Below are 8395 nucleotides of genomic sequence, written 5' to 3'. Positions count from 1 at the left end.
CCTAACTCATCACTAAAGTAACGAGAATGCGGCGTGCATTTTTTCAATAAAGCTATATTCAGAATCTAAATTTACAAGTGAATAATCTTTTACCTGACACACTGTAAAGTCTTGCTCAATCCTTTTTATTTCCATAGACTTATTCATTATCCTTTTTCATGAATTCAATATATTCCTGCCCCCAATTATGCATCGCTTCTATTACCGGATGAAATTTTTCCCCAATTTCTGTCAGCGAATATTCTACCTTAGGCGGAATCGACTCATATTGTTTTCGCTCCACCAGACCATTTTCCACCAATGTCTTTAATTGAACAGATAAAGTCGCATGTGTCATCTTTGGCATAAGACGCAAAAGATCATTGAAACGGATGGGACCATCTTCCAGATAATGCATAATTAAGACAGCCCATTTTCCTGAAATCAAACTCTGTGCTGTCGCATAAGGACATTTCCCAAAACGATCTTCCATTGTCGAATCCGTTTCAAATAATCTTTCCATATCATTACCTCTTATACATCAAATTCATCTTTTAAATCCATCATTCCACGAATCTCTGCATGACCATTCTCAAGATAGAACATTCCCATCTCCCAGCCATTTTTATCATACAGATTCATAATCTGTGGCATTGCTGTACGCACCTTTTTCAAAAGATCCTCATCTTTCACAATCTTTACAGTTCCATCATAACGCATAAACTCGTTGCCATTAACGGCTAACACTTCAACGTGGGGATTTTGCATTAACTGCAAAAAAACATTTTTGAACGTACCACATCCAAAATATAATTTACCATCATCTAACATATGGAATCCAAATGGACGTCCCTTTGGTTTATCTCCATCTGTAGTCAAAAAATAAAATATTTTTGCCTCATCTAAAAATTGATTTACTTTTTCAATATTTGTCATATTGGTATCCTCCTTGTTTATATAGTCATATTTTTGAACTGGTTTAATTATATGACTGATAAAGTAATGCATCAAGTACGATTATTTTTGATACTTGGTATCTTGAAGAATACCTATGTTATCTACACAAATTCCGACTTACCGAATTTTCCCTTCACATCTATTCCACTGCCTGCAACCACCCAAAATGGTCGAGTTGCCGGATTGGTTGTCAGCCCTTTCCGTTTTTCAAAAATCAGCCCAAAATGCCTGACATCTAATCCACTGCCTCAAATCGTGACATCTAATCCGAGGTCACAACCTGACACACATTTTGCAGTAGATATGTTTCCATATAAGAAAACCGAGCTTTTTCAGAAGTCTGGCTTCAAATCCAAACCTCCAAAAAAGCCCGGAAATACGCCGCTTTCTGGCACTTATTTATCTTTTCTTGACATCAATACTACCGTCTCCACATGCCCGCTCCACGGGAACATATCCACCGTCCGTACACGCTCTACCTGGTATCCTCTCTCGCCCAGATATTTCACATCTCTTGCAAGGGTCGCGGAGTCGCAGCTGACATAAACCACTTTTTTCGGTGCCATTTTCACGATGGTATCCAGACACACGCTGTCACAGCCCTTGCGCGGCGGATCCACCACGATCGTATCAGCATAGACCTGGTTCTTTTCATACTGCTCCGGCAGCACTTCCTCTGCCTTTCCTACAAAAAATTCCACATTTTCGAAATGATTTAATTCTGCATTGGCTCTCGCGTCATCGATAGCCTGGGGAACGATCTCTACTCCATACACTTTTTTTGCCTTCTGGGCAAGGAACAGGGAGATGGTTCCGATGCCGCAGTACAGGTCCCATACGGTTTCTTCCCCGGTTAAACCGGCATATTCCAATGCCGTTCCGTAAAGCTTCTGGGTCTGGACCGGATTGACCTGATAGAAGGATAATGGAGAAATCCGATAGCAGACATTGCCGATATAATCGGTAATATAACCAGGTCCATACAGATTTACGATTTCTTTTCCCATGATGACGTTGGTCTTTTCGCGGTTGATACTGCAGGAGATGCTGACCATATGCGGCGCCGGAATCTCTGTGTTTGCCCTGGTTCCTGCTGCCTGTGCTCCCATTCCTGCGTCATCTGTCTCTGCGCCCTCAGCTGTTTCCACATGTTTTTCCGGGAACAGCTTCACCAGACGCTCCACCAGCACCTCCGCCGCTTTCAGCTTCTTCACCCCTCCATTCAGTACCAGACATACCATCAGTTCACCTGTGGTAAAGCCTTTTCGGATCAGTACATGACGCACCAGACCGCGGTGTGTTTCCTCCTCATACGGCGCAATATGGAATTCTTCCATAAAAGCGCGGATGCAGTCCAGGATCGGCTGGTTTTCTTCCACGCCAAGCAGACAGTCCTCCTGTTCAATGATGGCATGGGTGCGGCCTGCATAAAAGCCGGTGATGATACGGCCATCCTTGTCTTTTCCAAACGGGAACTGTGCCTTGTTGCGGTAACGCCACGGCTCTTCCATGCCGATGATCGGCTCCATGGGAATCTCCGTGAGTCCGCCGATGCGGCTTAAGTTGTTGCGCACCTTATTTTCTTTAAATTTCAGCTGCTCCTCGTAGCTCATGGCCTGAAGCTGGCATCCGCCGCACTGGCGGGCGGACGGGCAGCGTGGGGTGACACGGCAGTCCGATGGCTTTACCACCTGCATCAGACGGGCAAAGCCATATGATTTTTTTGTTTTCATAACCTTGGCTTCCACCACATCCCCAATTACGGCATCTTTCACAAACCAGGTGAAGCCGTCGGTTTTGCCGATTCCTTCCCCGGTATCGCTCATATCTTCTATCTGCACCTGAAATACATCGTTCTTTTTCCAATCCATGTTTCGCTCTATCCTTTCATCCAGTTCCAACCCTGATTCTTTCCTATCATTTTACGGGTTTTCTTACCACTGCGCAAGTCTTCCCTTTTTGTTTATCACGATTTCTGTCAAACCGGCCTTGCTGCCATCTTTTTTCCGTAAGGACTTTCCTTTTATTTCCATCCTTTTCCGTAAGATTTTGTTTAGAAACTTTCCGCTTTCTTCACAATCTCCTCAAACTTTAGACACATTTTTCCAGTATCATATAACCATGATGTGAGGGAGAGAAAACAAAACGAACCCATCATCATAATGAACAGCAACTAACAAACATGTTCGTTATGCACCTGTTATAAAAGAGCCCGGCGGCACCAAGCGCGCAACCGCTGCCGGGGTCGTCAATCAACAACCCGTTTTCCGGATGACACACCGGATGAACGGTTCCTATATATTGGTACACAATACATTACCTCTTTCCCCTTTTTAATCAGAAAACGCGCCGGTTTTGGCGCGTTTTCTGATTTTTCTATTCTTTTAACACTCTGTTGTCTTCCGGATATTCGTCTCCAGCAGCCGGTTATATCCAAGCCATCCCTGGTTGTCCCCCGCACCGCGCAGCACTTCGATCATCGTCTCCATCTTTGCGTCTGCGTTGTCCGCGAAGTTTAAAGCCATCGCTTCTAAGAGAGCCGGTTTTTTCGGGGAACCGTACTCCAGTTCTCCGTGATGCGCGAGAATGCAGTGCTTTAACTCGCTTGCCAGCTTTGGCGGAAAGCCTTCGATGGTGCGCATGCGCTCGCCAACCATCTCCGTTCCGATGATGATATGGCCTAACAGCTGACCGTCATCGGTATAGTCATTTGCCGGGAATGTTGACAGCTCTTTGGTCTTACCGATGTCGTGGAACATGGCTGCAGTTAAGAGCAGGTCGCGGTTTAACATCGGGTAGGCAGACGCAAAGTAATCGCACATCTTGGTAACGCTTAACGTATGCTCTAAAAGGCCGCCTACAAATCCGTGATGCACGCTCTTGGCTGCGCTGTGGAACTGGAATGCCTTCGCAAATTCCGGATCCTGGAAGTAGCTGTCCAAAAGCTGTTTCAGATATGGGTTTTTTACAGATGCAATAAACGCAAGCAGCTCGGAATACATCTGTTTTACATCTTTTAAGGAGACCGGAAGGTAATCTGCCGGAATGTATTCACCCTCATCGGCTTTACGGATCCGCTTTACGTTCAGCTGCTTTGCACCCATGAACATGGTCACGTCTGCATCGACGTAAACATAATCCAGCGTCTCAAAATTTCCGACGCCCGGTGATCCCAGATCCCATATTTTTGCGTCTACTGTGCCTGTTTTGTCCTGAAGGACCAGGTTTCCATATTCCTTTCCGTTCTTGGTCAGCGCGATCTGCTTATTTTTGCACAGATACACGTCAGAAACATGCATGCCTTCTCTGAAACTGTCAATATACTTCATATCTCTTCCTTTTCTTTCTATCTTGCTTGTGATTCTTATTTCCAGTGCAGATCAAATCTGCACTGACCACTACCTGCTTCCCACCGTTACGTCAAACTCCAGCTGCGTGTAGCTGTCGCGCCCGTTCCGCTGCACAGTAATGTGCACCGTCTGGCCGCAGGTCATCTTTTCTACCGCTGCCTGGTATTCCTTCATCGATGTAATTGGCGTTTTATCGATCTGTGTGAGGATGTCTCCGTTCTGGATTCCCGCATTGTACGCCGGTTTCTCGGTAACAGCATTCATGACATAGATGCCCGCCGGCATTCCGCCATCCATCTGCACTTCGGTTACCTCCTGGCCGACAATGCCGACGCAGGGAACGCCCTGGCCATTGCTCAGCTTTTCCAGAATTCCCTTGTAATCGGAAATACCAAAGATCTCCGCCATATTGCTGCCTGCCGCCGAACTGTCAGAAGCGGAAACGGCCCAGCCGATCAGCTCTCCATCTGTATTCATCAAAAATGTGCCGCGGTCCGCATCCGTTAAAATATGGGAATACAGCATCCGGCAATGCTGGTCAACCATCGGATTGCTGCGCACCACATAGGAAACAAATCCGTAATCAAGCGAATGAACGACTCCGGCCGGACTGCCGATCGACGCGATCATGTCGCCTTGGCGCACCTGATAGGAGTTTCCAAGCGGAACCGGCTCCAAATCTTTTAATAACGACGTGCTGATGTCGCCCGCGCTGACACTGACGATCGCCATGCCGGATGTGGTATCCTTCTGTTTCATATGACCGCTCACATCGTTTCCATTCTCAAAAGTTACCTTGATGGAATCTGCCTGCTCGACTGCATCCTCTGGTGTCAGGATCAGCAACTCCTGGCTGGTCTTCGCGATGATGACTCCGGCATATACCCCCGTTGTTTCCACCGGATTGTCAAACCAGTCCGTGTTCTGCTGGACAGAATGTACGACCACCACACTTTTATCCACAGCCAATGCTTTGGAACGCAGACTGTTTAACAGGGAATTCAGATCATCTACCGTATAGCGGTAATGCTCCAGCGCACTCTGGACCATCTCCTCCACCGGCTCAGTTTCTGTCTCAGACGCACTCTCCGTCTCCTGCGCTTCTGCGGATGACTCCAGCTCATCCTTCGGGATAGATACCGCCGATGCCGTCGGCTTGTTTCCGTCGGATAACTGCTCCATGATCGGACAGGTCAAAACAAAACAGACTGCAGAGACGACACCAAAAATGATTCCGGCACAGGCAGCTGTTGCCATTCTGGTACCAACCTGCTTTTTGCTTGGAGCCGGTCTTACGATCTTTTCGCTGATGAAATCGCGGTCATTCTTTTTTTCATGTTCAGGTTTCTTTTCTGGATCCCGTACCTCAGACATTCACGTCCTCCTTACTTCATAATAAATCCTCCCCTGATGCATGCCTGCGCAGACTTTCCGTTCCTGTACACGCACATGTGTCCAGCAGCGCTTTTCCCATCTTGCAATTCTGCGCAGATGGTATGCATTATCTCCTATTATAAGGTTCTGACCCGATTTACGCAACTAAAAAAGTATGTGCCCCGCCCTTTCGCAGGAATTCATTTCATGTTATAATCGAATTGTTTATTTTCACTATATATAAAGTAAATCGAGGATTTTTATGAACCAGAAAGTATTAAAGACATTAGAATATAACAAGATCATTACCCAGCTGACCGGCTATGCTGCTTCCACCCCCGGAAAGCTGTTATGCCAGAACCTGCTCCCGATGAGCGATTACCACGAGATCGTACAGGCACAGACCGAGACAAGTGATGCGCTCACCCGTGTCCGCATGAAGGGAAGCCTTTCCTTAAGCGGTGTCCGCGATGTGCGGGATTCCTTAAAACGCCTGGAGATTGGCAGCTCCCTCAGCATTTTAGAGCTGTTATCCATCAGTTCCCTGCTGACGGTTGCCGCACGCGCCAAGACTTACGGCCACCACGAGGAATCCGAAGAGTTCCCGGATGACTCCTTAGACTCCATGTTCCGGAGTCTGGAGCCGTTAACCTCCGTCAACAACGAGATCAAGCGCTGCATCCTCTCCGAGGATGAGATCAGCGACAACGCAAGCCCGGGGCTTCACAAGGTCCGCCGCTCCATGCACGGCATCAACGACCGCATCCACACCCAGCTGAACAGCATCTTAAACAGCTGCCGTTCCTACCTGCAGGACGCTGTCATCACCATGCGTGACGGGCGCTACTGCCTGCCGGTCAAAGCGGAATACAAATCCCAGGTCAACGGTATGGTCCACGACCAGTCCTCCACCGGTTCCACCCTGTTCATCGAACCGATGGCTGTGATCCAGTTAAACAATGAACTGCGCACCCTGGAGATTCAGGAACAGAAAGAGATCGAAGCAGTCCTCGCTGATCTAAGCGGTCAGCTGATGCCTTACACCGAGGAACTTGCCATCGACCTGCAGATTCTGACCAGACTGGACTTCATTTTCGCCAAAGCAGCGCTGTCCCGCCATTTCAAGTGCAGCGAGCCGAAGTTCAACACCGAAGGACGCATCCACATCAAGGATGGCCGTCATCCGCTCTTAGACCCGCAGAAGGTTGTTCCGATCACCGTCTGGCTGGGCACCGATTTTGATCTTCTTATGGTCACCGGTCCAAACACCGGCGGTAAGACGGTTTCCTTAAAGACCGTCGGTCTCTTCACGCTGATGGGTCAGGCCGGTCTGCATATTCCGGCATTCGAGGGATCAGAGCTGGCTGTATTTGAGGAAGTCTTTGCCGACATCGGAGATGAGCAGAGCATTGAGCAGAGCCTCAGTACCTTCTCTGCCCACATGACCAACATCGTGCACATTTTAAATCAGGCAGACAGCCATTCTCTTTGCCTGTTCGATGAGCTCTGCTCCGGAACCGACCCGACCGAGGGCGCGGCTCTGGCCATTGCCATCTTAAACTTCTTGCACAACATGAAGTGCCGCACCATGGCCACCACCCATTACAGTGAGTTAAAGATCTATGCGCTCAGCACCCCAGGCGTGGAAAATGCCTGCTGCGAGTTCGATGTGGCAACCCTGCGCCCAACCTACCGCCTGCTCATTGGCATTCCTGGAAAGAGTAATGCATTCGCCATTTCCAAAAAGCTGGGACTGCCGGACTACATCATTGACGATGCAAAGACCCATCTGGAATCCGAGGATGAGACGTTTGAGGATGTCATCAGCCGCCTGGAGGAAAACCGTGTCACCATCGAGAAAGAACGTGCTGAGATCGAATCCTACAAGGCTGAGATTTCACGGCTGAAATCTGGTCTGGAAAAGAAGGAAGAACGCTTCGACGAGCGCAAGGACCAGATGATCCGCAAAGCCAATGAAGAAGCGCAGCGCATCCTGCGCGAGGCAAAGGAGACCGCTGACCGCACGATCAAAAACATCAACAAGCTGGCGGCTTCCTCCGGCATCGATACCAGAGCCCTGGAGGCAGAGCGCACAAAGCTGCGCGAAAACTTAAAGAAAGTCGACGGCAATCTGTCCTTAAAACAGGAGACCAAGAAGCCGCACAAGGCCATCAATCCGAAATCCTTAAAGCTCGGAGACGGCGTGCGCGTCCTTTCCATGAACTTAAAGGGCACCGTCAGCAGCCTTCCAGATGCACAGGGCAACTTATTTGTCCAGATGGGCATCCTGCGCTCCAAGGTCAACCTAAACGACCTGGAACTTCTGCAGGAAAATTCCGTCAGCGGACCGGGCATGGAATCCCGCCGCAAAGGAAGCGGAAGCAGCAACATCAAGATGTCCAAGTCCTTCGGCATCTCCCCGGAGATCAACGTTCTGGGCATGACCGTGGACGAGGCCGTTGCACAGCTTGACAAATACCTCGACGATGCCTACATTGCCCATCTGCCGCAGGTACGCATCGTGCACGGCAAAGGCACCGGAGCCCTGCGCGCCGGTATCCACAAGCACTTAAAGCGCTTAAAATACATCAAAGAATTCCACTTGGGCGGCTTCGGCGAAGGCGACGCAGGCGTAACCATTGTAGTATTCAAATAAGAAAAATCCGGGCAGCCGGATTTTTGCACAAGACGCAGCTGCTGCAGACAAACACAGCACAGGAAATATCAGGAGGAAA

General features: G+C 48.8%; 6 protein-coding genes. 1 reads left to right on the top strand and 5 read right to left on the bottom strand.

Going from position 1 to position 8395, the window contains the following annotated elements:
• Positions 1 to 139: 139 nt before the first annotated feature.
• The 5 genes from DW922_RS13625 to DW922_RS13605 form a co-directional block, all read right to left on the bottom strand.
• On the bottom strand, positions 140 to 472 hold the full coding sequence (locus tag DW922_RS13625) for a helix-turn-helix domain-containing protein (RefSeq protein ID WP_118543911.1): 333 nt from the start codon (positions 470 to 472) through the stop codon (positions 140 to 142).
• A 41-nt stretch (positions 473 to 513) separates the two neighbouring features.
• Positions 514 to 915, bottom strand: coding sequence for a pyridoxamine 5'-phosphate oxidase family protein (locus DW922_RS13620; RefSeq protein WP_118726867.1), 402 nt, complete (start codon positions 913 to 915; stop codon positions 514 to 516).
• Between the two features lie 416 nt (positions 916 to 1331).
• Positions 1332 to 2807: a 23S rRNA (uracil(1939)-C(5))-methyltransferase RlmD gene (gene rlmD, locus DW922_RS13615; RefSeq protein ID WP_118726869.1), complete on the bottom strand. Its 1476-nt coding sequence runs from the start codon at positions 2805 to 2807 to the stop codon at positions 1332 to 1334.
• A 513-nt stretch (positions 2808 to 3320) separates the two neighbouring features.
• Entirely contained in the window at positions 3321 to 4265 is a 945-nt protein-coding gene (locus DW922_RS13610) for an HD domain-containing protein (protein ID WP_118707639.1), read from the bottom strand.
• Positions 4266 to 4334: 69 nt separating this feature from the next.
• Complete coding sequence (locus DW922_RS13605) at positions 4335 to 5660, bottom strand: PDZ domain-containing protein (protein ID WP_118726866.1); 1326 nt, start codon at positions 5658 to 5660, stop codon at positions 4335 to 4337.
• A 262-nt stretch (positions 5661 to 5922) separates the two neighbouring features.
• On the opposite strand from DW922_RS13605, the gene DW922_RS13600 reads away from it, so the two are divergent.
• Entirely contained in the window at positions 5923 to 8316 is a 2394-nt protein-coding gene (locus DW922_RS13600; protein ID WP_118543864.1) for an endonuclease MutS2, read from the top strand.
• Positions 8317 to 8395 lie beyond the last annotated feature (79 nt).

Source organism: Clostridium sp. AM42-4, from assembly GCF_003480105.1.
GTDB lineage: Bacteria > Bacillota > Clostridia > Lachnospirales > Lachnospiraceae > Brotaphodocola.
This window is presented reverse-complemented; position numbering and strand designations above follow the sequence as displayed.

What these genes read in the sequence shown, in the direction of transcription:
- DW922_RS13625 (WP_118543911.1), bottom strand. Translation starts at nt 472, where the DNA reads ATGGAAGATCGTTTTGGGAAATGTCCTTATGCGACAGCACAGAGTTTG.
- DW922_RS13620 (WP_118726867.1), bottom strand. Translation starts at nt 915, where the DNA reads ATGACAAATATTGAAAAAGTAAATCAATTTTTAGATGAGGCAAAAATA.
- rlmD (WP_118726869.1), bottom strand. Translation starts at nt 2,807, where the DNA reads ATGGATTGGAAAAAGAACGATGTATTTCAGGTGCAGATAGAAGATATG.
- DW922_RS13610 (WP_118707639.1), bottom strand. Translation starts at nt 4,265, where the DNA reads ATGAAGTATATTGACAGTTTCAGAGAAGGCATGCATGTTTCTGACGTG.
- DW922_RS13605 (WP_118726866.1), bottom strand. Translation starts at nt 5,660, where the DNA reads ATGTCTGAGGTACGGGATCCAGAAAAGAAACCTGAACATGAAAAAAAG.
- DW922_RS13600 (WP_118543864.1), top strand. Translation starts at nt 5,923, where the DNA reads ATGAACCAGAAAGTATTAAAGACATTAGAATATAACAAGATCATTACC.